We start from the raw sequence: 12,373 nt of genomic DNA, 5'->3' as shown, positions 1-12,373 counted from the left end.
GCGTGGGGGGCCCCGGGCGCGGGCCCCGGGCCCCCCCCCCCCGCGGGGGTCGGCCCCCCCCCCCCCCGCCGGGTCCCGCCCCCGGGGCGGGCGGGCGGGGCCGCCCGCACCCGACGAGGGCTGCCGGAGCCGACGGATCGTGCCGCGGCCGGGCTCATCGCTTCCGGGACGATCCGCGCCTGCGGCTCCGCTGCCGGAGCCGCAGGCGCGCCGGGCGACCGGGTTACTCGGCCGTCCCGTTCGAGTACCGCGTCACGGTCTGCGGCTTCCCGTCGTTGACGCCGCCGATCGCCGCCGGGCCCTGCCCGTCGATCACGTGATCGATCGTGCCGGCCCCGTTCAGCGACACCGTGGTGAGGTCGTGCATCACGACGCCCGGGCGGTCGGGCACCTCGAACGACTGCGTCGCGTGGAGCGACGGGTTCACGTTCGTGTAGATGTAGCTCCCCAGGCCCCACGCCTCGTGGCTGCGCACGGAGTCCGCCACCTTGTAGGCGGCCCAGCCGTTCACGTCGCCGTGCCGCCACGCCGCCTGGTCCGGTGCGTCGTAGGGCAGCTCGTTCTGGAAGAAGACCGTGCGACCGCGCTCGCCGTTCCAGATGACGTTGTACCGCTGGTAGTGCTCGACGAACAGGCCCGTGGCGGTGACGTCGTCGCCGTTCACGACGACGCCGGTCGCCGCGGTGTTCACCCTCCAGCCGACCGAGCCGTCCACACCGTGGTCCGCTCGCCACGCCCAGATGTCGTCGAGGATCACGTGGTCGCTGTTGACCTCCAGGCTCGTCGTCGCCTTCCCGACGTGCGGGCCGCCGATGCGGAAGAACACGTCCTGCAGCGCGGTCGGGTCGGCCGCGGTGCCGGCGTGCTTGCCGCCCTTGTGGTGCGTGCTGCCGACCTGCAGCAGGACGGGGGAGTTCACGGGACCGGCGTCGAAGGTCAGCCCGGCGATGTCGACGCCCTGCACGTCGGCGACCGTCATCGGCACCGCACCGCCCTGGGCGGTGAGGGTGGCGAGGCCGAGGCCCAGCACGACGGTGTCCGCCCGCTTGACCTGGATGCTCTTCGCGACGTCGTAGACGCCGGGGGTCAGCAGCAGGTCGCGGCCCTGCGCGAGCGCCGAGTTGATCTTCGCGATCGGGTCGGAGGGGTGGGCGACGTAGAAGTCGCTGAGCGGCAGCGACCGGCCGGGCGTGTGTCCGTTCGCCCAGGTGGTGCCGGAGGAGTTGCGCTGCGCGCTCGGCACGAAGACGCGGTAGGCGCCCTTCGCGTCGACGTACAGGTACGGCTTCTCCTTCGAGACGGGCGTGGTCGCGAGCGTCGTGTACGGCGGGCTCGGGAACGACTGCGCCGGGGCGTTGACATCGCCGGAGAACACCTGGTTCCACACCCCGTTCGACCACCCGGCACCGAGGTCGGAGTTGCGCACGTAGAACTGCTGCTGCGAGCCGTTCAGCGCGCCGCCCTCGAGCTTCGAGTCGGCGACGAAACCGCCGCTCGCGAAGTTCGGGTTCTCGCAGTACGGCATGAACGTCGTGTAGTCCTTCACGTCCACGCGCCGCATCGGCGCCGCCTGCGACACGGCCCACATCTCGTTGCCGGTGTGGCAGCCGTCGGCTGTCGGCACGACGTGGATCGACAGGTTGGAGACCGAGCGCCAGAAGGTGTCGAGCGCCCCGCTGCCGTCGCGCCCGATCGCGGTCACGCCGCCGTTGATCGTGACGTCGCCGGGGTCCTGACCGAGGCCGTCGACCTCCGTGTAGTAGCCGACCTTGATGTCGAGCGGGGTCGTGGCCGACCCGTAGGTACCGGGCGCGAAGAGCAGCGCGTACCGTCCGGTGCCCATCTCAGCGTCCGCCTGCTTCGCGTAGATCGCGTCGGCCTTCGCCTGGATGTCCGCGGTGGACATCGACGGCGTGAACACGACGACGTTCGGCCCGAGGTCGGGCGCGGCGGGAGCGGGCTTCGCGGACGCGGCCTGCGCGGGCACCAGGACGCCGAGCGTCAGGGTGCCGGCCGCGGCGGCGATGCCGACCGACCGTCTGAGCATGCCTCCTTGTCGGAGGCGGGAGTGGAGAGCGGACACCGTCGACCTGCTTTCTACGCATGCAGCGGCCGTGTCGACTGCGGGAGGGCATGAGGCCCTCGGGTCGGACGTCATCGGCCGCCGGGATGGAACCCGGGAAGCATAGGCAGGTCATCGCTGGGAGCAAGGCCGGACCAAGGAGCGCGGGGCGCGGAAGGCAAGGGGCTCCCACCAGAGCGTGTCGGTTCCCGCCGCATCCGTCGGCTCCGGCAGCCGGATCGGGCGGATCGGGCTGCCGGAACCGACGAGGGCTGCCGGAACCGACGGGTCGTGCGGACGCCGGGATCTACGCCTCCGGGATCACCCGCTCGAAGCGGCTCGTGTCCGCGCCGTCGGGGTCGGGCCCGTTGCGGAAACCCGTGTCGAGCGCGTCGAGCGCCGCGATCTGCTCGTCGGTCAGCGCGAAGTCGAAGACGGCGAAGTTCTCGCGGATGCGGCCGGGGTTCGTCGACTTCGGGATCGCGTTGCGTCCCTGCTGCACGTGCCAGCGCAGCATGACCTGGGCGGGCGTCCTCCCGTGCGCCTCGGCGATCGCGAGGAGGGCCGGGTCCTCCATCACGTTGCGGCGCCCGTCGCGGAAGCCGGGGTAGAAGGTCGCCCCGCCGATCGGCGACCACGCCTGACTGAGGATCCCGGCGGCGGCGTTCGCCTGCTGCGCCGCCCGCTGCTGGAAGTACGGGTGCAGCTCGATCTGGTTGAGCGCCGGCACGACGTCGGTCTCGGCGAGGAGGCGTTCGAGGTGGTGCGGCATGAAGTTGCTGACGCCGATCGCCCGCACCCGCCCCTCCGCGAGCAGGCGCTCGAGCGCGCGGTAGGCGTCGAGCGTCCTCGCGAACCGGTCCGGTGCGGGGTGGTGCAGGATCAGCACGTCGATGCGGTCGAAGCCGAGCTTGCCGGTCGCCTTCTCGAACGCGTGCAGCGTCTGGTCGTAGCCGTAGTCGGACACCCAGACCTTCGTCTCGATCACGACCTCGTCGCGGTCGAGGCCTGCAGCCCGGATGCCTTCGCCGACCTCCCGCTCGTTCCCGTACGCGGCAGCGGTGTCGATGTGCCGGTAGCCGGTCTCGAGGGCGAGGCGGACCGCCTCCGTCGTCTCGTCGGGGGCGCTCTGGAAGACGCCGAAGCCGATCTCCGGCAGCTGGACGCCGTTGTTGAGGGTGAGCACGTGCGTACTCCTTCCGTGTTCGGGCCGCGCGGGCGCGGGCGGAGGTGCTGGCGAGCCTGCCGAGGCGGTCAGCCGTCGCTGGGGACCCCGGCGCGCTCGCTCGTCCGCGCGGTGACGTCCGGTTTCGAGCCGGTCGGCCGGGGCGGGCAGTCTGCGACGATAGAACCCGCGGCTGAGACGAAGGGCGCCCCACGTGCTCGCCGGTCGCGCGTCCATCCGCTTCCCCGAGGCCGGTGGGTAGCGTCCACCGCATGACGGAGCGGTTCGAGTACGGCGACGGTCCCATGCAGTACGGGGTGCTCCGCGCCGCGGCCGGCGATGCGCGGGGCACCGTGGTGCTGATCCACGGCGGCTTCTGGCGTGGGACGCCCGACTACTTCGACGGTCCGACGCCGCTGGCCGAGGCGCTCGTCGAGCGCGGGTGGCACGTGTGGCAGATCGAGTACCGCCAGCTCCCGAACGGCGGCGGGTGGCCGCAGACCCTCGACGACGTCGCCGCCGGCATCGAGCTCCTCGCCGAGGTCGCGCGGTCCCGCGATCTCGCGCTCGACCCGGTCGTCACCGTCGGGCACAGCGCCGGCGGCCACCTCGCCGTGTGGGCGCTGTCGCGGCCGGAGGCGCTGCTGCCGCTCGCCGGTGCGGTGAGCCTGGCGGGCGTGCTGAACCTCGCGCTGGGGGACCACGAGGGCATCGGGCGCGGCGCCGTCACCGACTTCCTCGGCGGTCACGCGTCCGAGCACCCGGACCGGTATGCCGCCGCCGATCCGATCGCGCGCATCGTCTCCGACCTCCCCGTGCGCATCGTGCACGGCGACCGGGACGACGTGGTCCCGATGAACCAGTCCGAGACGTACGTGACCGAAGCCCGGGCGGCGGGTCAGGACGCCGCGATCACGGTGGTCGAAGGGGACCACATGGACGTCATCGACCCGGCTCACGCCGCGTTCGCCGCGCTCGAGACCGCGCTCGAGGAGATCCGCTCGCACGACTGAGACGCCCGGGCGACGCGGACCTCACGGTGCGTCGTCGCTCGCCTCCGCGTTCGCCGGCACCTTCTGCCAGGGCCAGCGGCCGGTGATCTCGAGCTCCAGGGAGAAGCTGAGGAAGGTCCGGATCAGCACGATCCCCGCGAGCACCGCGACGCTGCCCAGTGTGGGGGTGACCGCGACGGTGCGGATGATGTCGGCGGCGACGAGCAGTTCGAGCCCCAGCAGGATCGAGCGCCCGAGGAATCGGCGGAACGGGCGGTACACCGGACCCTGCCGCCGCACGGCGCGCAGGACCGCGAACACCGTGGCGGCGATCGCGCCGATCACCACGGTCGCGACACCGGAGGCGTCGATCACCCGGCCTGCGAGCTCGATCCAGCTCTCGTAGTCCATCGGCGGAGGGTACGGGCAGGCGCGTCACGTTGCATGGGTCGGGGTCGAGCAGCCGCTCGGCCGCGGTCCGGCGAACGGAGGACGTCGATGTGGGTTCGTCTCGGTCTGAACGCGAGCGACGCGGTGCTCGTGATCGTGTCCGCGATCGGCGTGTACGTCGTGTTCACGCTGCTGATCCGCCTGCTCGGCCAACGATCCGTCGCTCGGATGACGACGTTCGACGTCCTGGTCGTCCTCGTGCTCGGCGCCCTCGCCGGCCGGGTGATCACCGGTTCGACCCCGACCCTCGCCGCAGGAGTGCTCGGGCTGGTGGTGCTGTTCGGCCTGCATCTCGCGGTTCGGCGTCTCTCCCGCCTGCGCTGGTTCGGCGCGCTCGTCCGGGACCGCCCGGTCCTGCTGATGGCCGGCCGCGAACCGGTCGAAGCGGAGCTCCGTCGCGCCGGCGTCTCCGCAGCGGACCTGCGGACGATCCTGCGTTCAGCCGGCATCCGCGATCCCGACGAGGTGGCCTGCGTCGTCCTCGAGCCGGCCGGAGGCGTCTCGGTGATCAGGAGGGGCAAGCCGCTCGACCGGCGGCTCTTCGCCGACGTCCGTGGCATCGAGCTGCTCGACGACGGCGTCGAGGAGGGGTGAGCGCCGGTACTCGCGAGGTCGAGCGCCCGGACGCGGGGGAGGGCCGATCCGGTTCGGCGGGCGTGTCGCGGAGATCCGATCCTCGAGGCACGCAACATTTGCCGGGGCTGTGTGCTCTCAGTGGTGTGAGTGCGGCGATGCAGGAGCCCGTCGTCGCGGACGGGGTGCGGATGGCGAGGTGGGTGGCCGACCCGCGGTACACCGCGCTCGTCGCGACGCGCGGTGCCGAGCTGATGAAGGTGGCCATGCTGGTCGCCGGGAATCGCCAGGACGCGGAGGACGCCGTCCAGGACGCCGTGATCGCCGTCTCGGCCGCCTGGCCCCGGGTCACCGAGCGGGGCGCCTACCAGTACCTGCGGACGGCGGTGGTGCGTCGCGCGATCGGCCTCCGGCGTCCGACCACGGTCGACATCGACCTGTTCGACGCCCCGGTCGCGGACGAGCACTTCCTGCGACTCGAGCAGGATCGGCAGTTCCTCGACCTGCTCGTCTCGTTGCCGGCGCAGCAGCGCGCGGTGCTGGTGCTGAAGTACTACGCCGATCTCGATGACCGGACGATCGCCCGGACCCTGGGGTGCGGGATCGCGAACGTCCGCAGCCAGGCGTCGCGAGCGCTCGCCCGGCTGCGCGCGGATCTCGGGCGTCAGGAGGCGCAGGCATGAGTCCCGAGGATCGTCTCCGCGAGCTGCGGGACCCGGATCGATGGGAGGCCGTCCGCGTCCCGAGATCGGATCCTCGCCGCGCGGGCGCCGGGCCGGTCCGGCGAGCACGGACCGCCGAGCTGGTCGCGGCGTTCACGATCGCGATCGTCGTCGCAGCCGGACTGCTCGTCGGGCTCGCGACGCTGCACGGGTCGACGCCTCCCGCGTCCCCCACGACCGCCGCGTCGACCTCGGTGCCGACCGCGGTCCCCACGGCGAAGCCGGCGGTGTTCACCGTCGTGCCCGGCCCGAGAGCGGTGTACTCGAACCAGGTGCTCCCGTCGCCGTGCGCGCTGTCCCAGCTGAGGACGTCCTCGAAGCAGGACGGCGGGGCAGCGCTCGGCACCTACTACCAGCGTGTCTTCGTCCTCAACACCGGCCGTGACTGCCTGCTGCCGTCCGACGCGATCCGCGTCGGGGGCGTGATCGCCAGCTCGGTGTCGGTGGAGACCCCGCACGGTCTCCTGCTGCCGTCTTCGGCGGTGGGCATGCTGTCGGTCGCCGCCGCGGTGGCGTGCCAGCCGACCGGGGCGAAGGCGAACATCGACACCTCCAAACCGGTGCTCCCGATCGTCCTGGCCGTCGGCGGCCGGTCGCGGACGATGACCGCTCGGTTCCCGAAGCCCTCCTGCTACCGGTCGTCCGTGTACGCGGTTCTCGACGACGGAACCTTCAACGCCTTCCCGCAGCTCGGCCTGGTCGCGACCATCGATCGGCCGGCGAAGACCCCGGGCGGCATGCTGCAGTACGACGCGGCGGTGGGGACCACCGGTGGCGAGGCCCGGGTGCTCACCGCGTGCCCCACGGCCACGGAGGTGCTGAGCGACCAGTCGGGGGCCGTCATCACCCGGAGGCTCACGCTGCGCTGCACGATCGGCTCCACCATCGAGCCCGACGTCCCGGTGAGCGTGCCGGTCTCGACCACCGTCCCCACCGGCGGGGATTGGACGATCAGCTGGTACCTCGGCGGCGGCGCCACCGCGCCGGCCACGTCGTCCACCTGCTCGCTCGACCGGCTGCAGGTGTCCGAGCCGGGCCCGGGAGGCGCCGCGGCCGGCAACTGGGTGCAGCTCGTCACCGTGCGCGACCGTGGCGCCGCCTGCGTCCTCCCCGCCACGGCGTTCTCCGTCCAGGGCCGGGTCGCGCGCGCCGCTCGACAGAGCGAGGCCTCGGGCTTCGTGCTCGCGGCCGGTTCGACGACACGATTCGCGGTCGCGGCATCGACCACGTGCCCGGACGGCACGATGAACATCACGTCGATCCACGCGCTCGGGTCCGATGCGAAGCCGGTCGTGCTGGGACTCGGGGGGCAGGACGCCTCGGGTCTCGACCAGCCGTTCCCGCACCTCCACTGCGCGAACCCGTACGTCGACCGGCTCGATTGACTCAGGTCATCGCGGGCAGCGCCAGCGGCGTGGCGGGGTCGCGACCGAAGGGGTCGCGCCGCGGCGCGAGGCCTGGGTGATCGATCAGCCGCGGGCGCTCGTTACCCTCCGATCGTGATCTCGACCTTCCTGGCGGGCGCTCGTTGGCTGCCGATCGCCGCGCTCGTGGCGTTCGCCGTGGTCGGTCCGCTGGCCGGGGCCGCGCTCAGCAGGCGCCCGCGTGCCGCTGCGGCACTGCTCGCGCTCTCGATCGCAGCAGTGCTCGGCCTGACTCTCACCCCCGGCGGGGATCCTGCCCCCGCGATCAGGTGTGCCGTCGGACTGCCCTCCTTGAGCTTCACTTCGGTGGAGTCGCTGTCCAACGTGCTGCTTCTGGCGCCGAGCGCGCTGGTCGCCGGCGTGCTCCTGCGTCGTCCCGTCGTCGCTGCGGCCGGAGCGGTTGCGCTGTCGGTCGTGATCGAAGCGGCTCAAGCCCTGGTGCCCGCGATCGGCCGTGCCTGCGACACCAGCGACCTCGCGACCAACGCGATCGGTGCGCTGCTGGGCGGCGTCCTCGCCTTCGTCGCACTCCTGCTCGCGCGGCAGCGCGCGGCGGTCGCAGCGCATCCCGCACCAGAGCCGCGCTGAATCCGCCGGCCCGCGCCGGCGCGGAGCAGCCCGCAACGCCCTGCGAGCGACGGAGCGCCTCCGAGGCGAGACGGGTCCGCGTCAGTTGAGAGCGAGGACGCGGGATGTGCCGCAGGAGATGCCGGTGTAGCGGCGGGTGTTCGCGGTCGTGCCGAGGTCGACGTGACGTGCGACGACCGTGGTGCGGTCGGTGAGCGTCGCGGTCGTTCCGTCACCGCTGACGTCGACGTACCGGTCGGCGACGGTGTCGGTGGCGGACCCGTCGGGGGTCAACGCGATCGCTGCGAGTCGTCCGTCGATGCAGGTGGCTGACCCGGCACCGGTCTGGTTGTTCGTGCTGCTGATGCCGAAGTCCCCGCTGTAGGTCGGGACGGTGCTGTGCGCTTGGTGCAGTGCGCAGGCGGCGACGGTCCAGAGGTCGGTGGCGCGTCCTTCGCTGGGCATCAGGACGGTCACCCCGTTCGCAAGCGTGCCGGAGACGAAGGAGCGGGCCGCTCCGCCGGCGAAGGACGCGTCGGCGGTGAATGTGGCGCCGGACGCGGTGGTGATGCCGAAGCGGACGTCGCCGGTGCCGGGGGTGAGCTGGGCCCATTCGGTGTCGGGACGACCGTCGTGGTCGACGTCGGCGATGCGGGCCTGCTGCACCCCGGCCGGCATGCGCTGCCCGTTGGGTGAGCAGCCGCTGCTGGTCGGGTAGGACGCGGGGGAGAACCGGTGCGTCTGCACGGCGAACTGGATCGGGTGCGGATGTCCGTCGCTGAGGGTGAGCAGGTCCCCGGCCGCGCTGGTGACCTTCAGGGGTGTGGCGCCGGTGTCGGAGGGGAACACGCCGACCTCGACTGCGCCTGGGTAGCGGAAGACGGCGACCGCGGCGTCCGGGGTCCGGCCATCGGAATGGTGGCGGTCGATCCCGGCGAACACGCTCAGGTAGGTGCCGCCGACGTAACCGGACCAGTGGTTCTGCGCCAGGAAGTCCACCGTGGCGAGCGGCGAGTCGCGCGAGGCGATCACCCCGAGCTCGACCGCATCCGTCGGCCGAGGTGTCGGCGAGGACGACGACGTCACCGGCGGCCTCGTCGTGTCCGCGGCACTGGTCTTCGGCGCGGGCGTCGCGCTGGCGCACCCGGACCGCTGGAGTGCCGACAGCGCTGCGCCCGTCGCCACGACCATTCCCGGGCGCCTCTGCATGCCCGGAGGATAGACGTGCATCGGCGCGAGCACGCGCCCATGGCGACCGAACACCGGACGTGTCTGCGGGGCCGGCCGGCTGCGACGGATCCGCGGTCGCGCATCCCAGGACCGAGTCGGGGAGTGCGGACTCAGCACCATCCGTCACGACGGACCGCGGCGCCGCGGGCGGGCTGTTCCGTCAGCGGACCGCCGCGCGACGGGACGCAGCCACGACCGTGCGCATCGGCTCGAGTTCCGGCTCGTAGATGTGGGCGGACTTGACGCTCATGAGCAGACGGCCGACGGGGATCTCGAGCGCGTGGGCGACGCGGTGCTGGAGTTCGGCGAGCTCGACGAGGTTCGCGTAGCCCTTGGTGCCGAAGTCGATGCTGTGCGCGGCGACGACGAGCTCGAGCCGCCCGTCCGGGATCCAGAAGTCGAGGAGGCTCACGCAGGGGACGTAGGACGTGTCGAGGGTGGGCTCCAAGGTCGTGATGACGGCGTCGCGCCGGGTCGGATCGGCTGCGAGGCGGTCGATCACCCACCGGATCTGATCTCGTCCCGTTCGGAGGTAGTCGAAGAGCCGGCTGGCGTAGCTGGCCGCGTCTCCGAGCGCGCGCACCCGGCGGAACTCGGTGAAGTTCGCGTGCATCCAGGCGAGCCGCTCCGGATCGGCGAACCGTGCGATCTGCGGGTCGTCCGGTCTCGGCTCGGCGACCTCGAGCGTGACGGTGCGGATCTCCCGTGTGGGCTTCGCGTCCCAGGTCGCCGGAATGCCGGCTCGGAGGATCCGGTCGGCGACATCGAGCCACGCACCGCCGATCGTCCGCGCCGGGAGCACCGGCGTCGTCGCCTCGTCGAGCACGTCCACCGCAGTCGCTCCCTCGTCCGAACCGCTTCAGTATCGAGCACGGGTCCGACGTCGAAGCGGAGCGCTCCCTTCAGGGGCCCGACGCGCGCCGTCGGGGCGACCGCCGTCACGAGGAGAACGGATCAGGGCGCGGATCGAGCGCGTCGGCCCGCAGCGCCGCCAAGGTCTCGAGCGCGCGGGCTTCGTCCTGCGCGGGGACGAGGAGGTGGTCGTGGAATGCGCCGGCGAGCACGTTGCAGCTGATCTCCGCCTCGCTCAGCGCCGTGGCGACCGCCGCGGTCAGGCCGACGGCCGCCAGGGAGGAGTGCACGGAGAGCGTCAGCCACGCGGCGACGAAGTCGTACGCGAGCCCCGCGCGGTCCGCGTCCGCCTTGCGGACCACGACCGTCGTCCCCTCGGTCTCGCGGACGATGCCCGCCGCGAGCGCCGCGAGGGGATCGTCGGGACCGACGACCGCGTAGACGTACGGTTCCCCGCGGCTGACCACCTCGAGCGTGGCGAGCATGTGGGCGAGATCGGTCGAACCGGACGGCACCGCACGAGCCTCGCACCTCCGCGCCCCCCGTCGGCCCGGCCGCGCTCGTCGGCTCGTCGGCGGAAGAGTGCCCTCTGCTTGGATGACGCGATGACGTCTCGCGGGCTCGGATCGCTTCCGAAGGCGAGGGTGGGCGATCGGGTCGCGGTGCTCTCTCCTGCCTTCGCCGCTCCGGCGGTCGCACCTGAGATCCACGAGCAGGCGTTGCGTCGGCTCGCCGAGGCGACCGGCCTGGTGCCGGTCGAGTACCCGACGACGAGGCGGCTCGGGGCGACCGCCGAGGACCGGGCCGCGGACATCACTGCGGCGTTCGCGGATCCGTCGATCCGAGCCGTGCTCGCCACGATCGGCGGGGACGATCAGATCACCGTCATCCCGCACGTGGACGCGGATGTGGTCGCGGCCGACCCGAAGCCGTTCCTCGGGTACAGCGACAACACGAACCTCCACAACCTCCTGTGGCGGCTCGGGGTGCCGAGCTACTACGGCGGCTCGACGCAGGTCCAACTCGGGTCAGGTCCGCAGATCGACGACGTCCACCTGCGGTCGCTCCGAGCGGCACTCCTGGACGGCGGTGTCATCGAGCTGACGGATCCGGGTGAGTCGGAGGACGTCGGCATCGACTGGGCCGATCCGCGATCCCTGACGGAGTTCGGTGTCCGCGAGCCGACCGAGCCGTGGGCGTGGGCCGGACCGGAGGTCGCGGTGGAGGGGCGGACGTGGGGCGGGTGCTTGGAGGTGATCGACCAGCTCGCGCTCGCCGGCCGGATGCCCGATCTCGGCGATCTCGAGGGCGTCGTCCTGCTGCTCGAGACGAGCGAGGAGCTCCCCGATGCGCACGAGGTCGGGCGCTGGGTGCGCGCACTCGGGGAGCGCGGCGTGCTCGCGGCCGCTGCCGGGGTGCTGGTGGCGCGTCCGCCCGTCAGCCGGCTGGGTGCTGCTCGGCCGTCGGCGGAGACGCGCGCCCGCCTGCGCGCCGCGCAGCGCGACGCCGTCGTCGAACAGGTCACCCGCTACAACCCGCAGGCCGTCGTCTGCGTCGGCGTGCCGTTCGGGCACACGCGGCCGCAGTGGATCGTCCCGCACGGAGGCCGGATCCGGCTCGATGGTGGAGCCCGCACGGTCAGCGCGGACTACGACTGAGACGGGGAGCTCAACCGGTGGAGGCCTGATCCGACGGTGGGCGGCCCGGGCGCAGCGTCACCCATGCTTCGTCGATGGCATAGCCGAGCGCGCGGCTCGCGGCGATGCTGGCGGCGTTCTCGCTCGATCCTCCGGTTCGGAATCGCCGGACGCCCGCATCGAGGAGCGCGAGCAGCGACGCGGCCTTGACGGCGCTGCCGTACCCGTTGCGACGGTGCGGTGCGGCCACCACGGTGAAGTCGGTCTCGGCGCGCTCGTCGTGCGTGTCGATCCACGTCATGGCGACCAGGCTGCCGTCCCCGTCGAACGCGCCGAATGCGCGCCGCGACGGGGTCGGCACGGCGCGCTCCGGAGTCAGCGGCTCGTGCCGGGTGGCGACATCGCCGGGATAGTCGTCCGCCGTCGCCGCATCGAGCGCGAGCACCAGGTCGACGTCGGCGCGGGTCAGTTCCCGCACCAGGACCGAATCCGCCACGGCGTCCAGACGACGGCGCAGTTCGGCGCGATCGGCGCGTGCTCCATCGAGCTGCGCACCCCACGACCGCGCCGAGACCACCCACCCGGCGCGCTCGAGCGGTGCGCGGCGATCGTCATCGGCACGCAGCACGACGACATCAGCGGACACCCGCCCATGCTCCCGCCTCCTGGCGCCCCGCGCGTCCGTCCTCGCGGTTGAAG

13 protein-coding genes are annotated in these 12,373 nt (G+C 72.5%); 6 read left to right on the top strand and 7 right to left on the bottom strand.

Features of this window, described 5'->3' with window-relative positions:
• Positions 1 to 223: 223 nt before the first annotated feature.
• Both ACTHLI_RS04060 and ACTHLI_RS04055 read right to left on the bottom strand, forming a co-directional pair.
• Positions 224 to 2,047 carry an adenylyl cyclase gene (locus ACTHLI_RS04060; RefSeq protein WP_440181672.1) on the bottom strand — a complete coding sequence of 608 codons (1,824 nt, stop codon included), beginning with the start codon at positions 2,045 to 2,047 and terminating at the stop codon, positions 224 to 226.
• 322 nt (positions 2,048 to 2,369) lie between these two features.
• A complete protein-coding gene (locus ACTHLI_RS04055; RefSeq protein ID WP_440181671.1) occupies positions 2,370 to 3,248 on the bottom strand; it encodes an aldo/keto reductase in 879 nt (292 codons plus the stop codon).
• Between the two features lie 251 nt (positions 3,249 to 3,499).
• Between ACTHLI_RS04055 and ACTHLI_RS04050 the strand changes: the two genes are divergently transcribed.
• Positions 3,500 to 4,240, top strand: a complete 741-nt coding sequence (locus ACTHLI_RS04050; RefSeq protein WP_440181670.1) for an alpha/beta hydrolase family protein — start codon at positions 3,500 to 3,502, stop codon at positions 4,238 to 4,240.
• A 21-nt stretch (positions 4,241 to 4,261) separates the two neighbouring features.
• On the opposite strand, the gene ACTHLI_RS04045 is transcribed toward ACTHLI_RS04050, so the two are convergent.
• Complete coding sequence (locus ACTHLI_RS04045) at positions 4,262 to 4,630, bottom strand: DUF1622 domain-containing protein (RefSeq protein WP_440181669.1); 369 nt, start codon at positions 4,628 to 4,630, stop codon at positions 4,262 to 4,264.
• 87 nt (positions 4,631 to 4,717) lie between these two features.
• Between ACTHLI_RS04045 and ACTHLI_RS04040 the strand changes: the two genes are divergently transcribed.
• From ACTHLI_RS04040 to ACTHLI_RS04025, 4 genes are all read left to right on the top strand, one after another.
• Entirely contained in the window at positions 4,718 to 5,263 is a 546-nt protein-coding gene (locus tag ACTHLI_RS04040; protein WP_440181667.1) for a DUF421 domain-containing protein, read from the top strand.
• Positions 5,264 to 5,400: 137 nt separating this feature from the next.
• Entirely contained in the window at positions 5,401 to 5,925 is a 525-nt protein-coding gene (locus ACTHLI_RS04035; protein ID WP_440181666.1) for an RNA polymerase sigma factor, read from the top strand.
• Complete coding sequence (locus ACTHLI_RS04030; RefSeq protein ID WP_440181664.1) at positions 5,922 to 7,349, top strand: hypothetical protein; 1,428 nt, start codon at positions 5,922 to 5,924, stop codon at positions 7,347 to 7,349. The genes ACTHLI_RS04035 and ACTHLI_RS04030 overlap by 4 nt, the downstream gene beginning before the upstream one ends.
• A gap of 114 nt (positions 7,350 to 7,463) precedes the next feature.
• Positions 7,464 to 7,976, top strand: coding sequence for a VanZ family protein (locus ACTHLI_RS04025; protein WP_440181662.1), 513 nt, complete (start codon positions 7,464 to 7,466; stop codon positions 7,974 to 7,976).
• Between the two features lie 81 nt (positions 7,977 to 8,057).
• Here ACTHLI_RS04025 and ACTHLI_RS04020 read toward each other — a convergent pair whose 3' ends face one another.
• The 3 genes from ACTHLI_RS04020 to ACTHLI_RS04010 all read right to left on the bottom strand — a co-directional run bounded on the left by ACTHLI_RS04020 (position 8,058) and on the right by ACTHLI_RS04010 (position 10,552).
• A complete protein-coding gene (locus ACTHLI_RS04020) occupies positions 8,058 to 9,164 on the bottom strand; it encodes a hypothetical protein (protein ID WP_440181660.1) in 1,107 nt (368 codons plus the stop codon).
• Between the two features lie 181 nt (positions 9,165 to 9,345).
• Positions 9,346 to 10,017, bottom strand: a complete 672-nt coding sequence (locus ACTHLI_RS04015; protein ID WP_440181659.1) for a thymidylate synthase — start codon at positions 10,015 to 10,017, stop codon at positions 9,346 to 9,348.
• Between the two features lie 106 nt (positions 10,018 to 10,123).
• On the bottom strand, positions 10,124 to 10,552 hold the full coding sequence (locus ACTHLI_RS04010) for an ACT domain-containing protein (protein WP_440181657.1): 429 nt from the start codon (positions 10,550 to 10,552) through the stop codon (positions 10,124 to 10,126).
• 90 nt (positions 10,553 to 10,642) lie between these two features.
• Between ACTHLI_RS04010 and ACTHLI_RS04005 the strand changes: the two genes are divergently transcribed.
• Positions 10,643 to 11,695, top strand: coding sequence for a S66 family peptidase (locus ACTHLI_RS04005; protein WP_440181656.1), 1,053 nt, complete (start codon positions 10,643 to 10,645; stop codon positions 11,693 to 11,695).
• A 10-nt stretch (positions 11,696 to 11,705) separates the two neighbouring features.
• Here ACTHLI_RS04005 and ACTHLI_RS04000 read toward each other — a convergent pair whose 3' ends face one another.
• Positions 11,706 to 12,320: a GNAT family N-acetyltransferase gene (locus tag ACTHLI_RS04000; protein WP_440181655.1), complete on the bottom strand. Its 615-nt coding sequence runs from the start codon at positions 12,318 to 12,320 to the stop codon at positions 11,706 to 11,708.
• Between the last annotated feature and the right edge of the window lie 53 nt (positions 12,321 to 12,373).

The sequence above is a fragment of the Amnibacterium sp. genome, from assembly GCF_051956055.1.
Classification (GTDB): domain Bacteria; phylum Actinomycetota; class Actinomycetes; order Actinomycetales; family Microbacteriaceae; genus Amnibacterium.
This window is presented reverse-complemented; position numbering and strand designations above follow the sequence as displayed.

What these genes read in the sequence shown, in the direction of transcription:
- ACTHLI_RS04060 (WP_440181672.1), bottom strand. Translation starts at nt 2,047, where the DNA reads ATGCTCAGACGGTCGGTCGGCATCGCCGCCGCGGCCGGCACCCTGACG.
- ACTHLI_RS04050 (WP_440181670.1), top strand. Translation starts at nt 3,500, where the DNA reads ATGACGGAGCGGTTCGAGTACGGCGACGGTCCCATGCAGTACGGGGTG.
- ACTHLI_RS04045 (WP_440181669.1), bottom strand. Translation starts at nt 4,630, where the DNA reads ATGGACTACGAGAGCTGGATCGAGCTCGCAGGCCGGGTGATCGACGCC.
- ACTHLI_RS04040 (WP_440181667.1), top strand. Translation starts at nt 4,718, where the DNA reads ATGTGGGTTCGTCTCGGTCTGAACGCGAGCGACGCGGTGCTCGTGATC.
- ACTHLI_RS04035 (WP_440181666.1), top strand. Translation starts at nt 5,401, where the DNA reads ATGCAGGAGCCCGTCGTCGCGGACGGGGTGCGGATGGCGAGGTGGGTG.
- ACTHLI_RS04030 (WP_440181664.1), top strand. Translation starts at nt 5,922, where the DNA reads ATGAGTCCCGAGGATCGTCTCCGCGAGCTGCGGGACCCGGATCGATGG.
- ACTHLI_RS04020 (WP_440181660.1), bottom strand. Translation starts at nt 9,164, where the DNA reads ATGCAGAGGCGCCCGGGAATGGTCGTGGCGACGGGCGCAGCGCTGTCG.
- ACTHLI_RS04005 (WP_440181656.1), top strand. Translation starts at nt 10,643, where the DNA reads ATGACGTCTCGCGGGCTCGGATCGCTTCCGAAGGCGAGGGTGGGCGAT.